Source organism: Bradyrhizobium sp. 147 (assembly GCF_023073935.1).
In the GTDB taxonomy this organism is placed as follows: domain Bacteria; phylum Pseudomonadota; class Alphaproteobacteria; order Rhizobiales; family Xanthobacteraceae; genus Bradyrhizobium.
In genome coordinates this window covers 1-1,125 of the sequence record NZ_JADPKL010000029.1, presented here as the reverse complement: position 1 = coordinate 1,125, position 1,125 = coordinate 1, and the positions used below count along the sequence as shown (strand labels likewise).

1 protein-coding gene is annotated in these 1,125 nt (G+C 58.2%); it reads right to left on the bottom strand.

Annotated elements, in window-relative coordinates; translation table 11 throughout:
• Nucleotides 1-1,064, bottom strand: a 1,064-nt coding sequence (locus IVA87_RS08740) for an IS701 family transposase (protein ID WP_247333333.1), incomplete at its 3' end; no start/stop codon positions are given.
• Nucleotides 1,065-1,125: the final 61 nt, after the last annotated feature.

Genomic DNA, 1,125 nt, shown 5'->3' with positions numbered 1-1,125 from the left:
ATGGTGGCGGCCAGTGTGCGCAGATCCGTCGACGCAGGCAGGTTGGCCAGATAGTATTTTTTCTCCCCTGAGGCACGTTGCTCGCCAATGAGCCAGGCTTCGTCGCCCGGGAGATGCTGCTGACCCTTATCCCATATCCGCTGCGGAGGTCCGTCGGCGGTGCGGACACGGACAGCAGCAAATCGGGCTTTCAGTCGACCTTTCGTCCCGCTGCGCCAACTCACGGTTTTCCACCTGGCGCTCGCCAGCATTTGTTCTGCCGCAATCGACAAAATATCTGGTACGTGGTGCTTCCGGGGTTTCCCGCGGACTTTGGTAATCGGCCAAATGAGCTTCACATTGACCGGATACACCTTGAGATGCCGAGGGATGCCGACGGCCCAAGCCAGCCCGCGCTCTGTCAGCCCTTGTCGAAACGGTGCGCTGAGCCCGTATCCCGCATCCGCCAGTACACATCCAAAGCGCACGTTAGCTGCCATCGCGCGGTCAATCTCGGCCAAAGCAATTTCCGGCTTGGACCGTGCCGTTCGATGTTCGACCGGCACACGAGCGCGCTTTAGACGAGACAGGTCGCTAGTCCAGCTGTCAGGCAGAAAGAGACGCAAAGCGATCATCACCGGCACTTCACCTCGCGCAAGCGTCAAAGACACCAGCGTTTGGCAATTTGCCGTTTTGCCGAGAGCCGACGCGTATTGAGCCGCAACACCAACCGACCGTTCACCTTTCTTCGGCAGTGAGGTGTCATCAATGACCAGCACCGCATCCTTGCCGCCGACAAGCCCGTCGGCCTGGTTGAGCAACTCAGATTCCAGCGATGACTCGTCCCAGACACCATCGGCGATGAAATGGTGCAGCTGATCGTAGTTGCCGGTTGCGAGGCGTTCTGCCATCGGCTGAACGCTCTTGCGATCGCCAGGACCGATCAATCCCGCAACGTAAAGGGGACACATCCGCTGCCGGGTCTTATGACCCAACCGCTGCAAGAACGGCTTCAGCCAGCCTTCGAGTTCGTCTTCCCATTCCGCCATGGTCAGCCCTCCAAGAGCCGACCACCCATGAATCATTGAAAAATCGATTCGGGAATCCTAAAAATTCAGAGGAATCCGACAATCTGCCAAAGTAGTG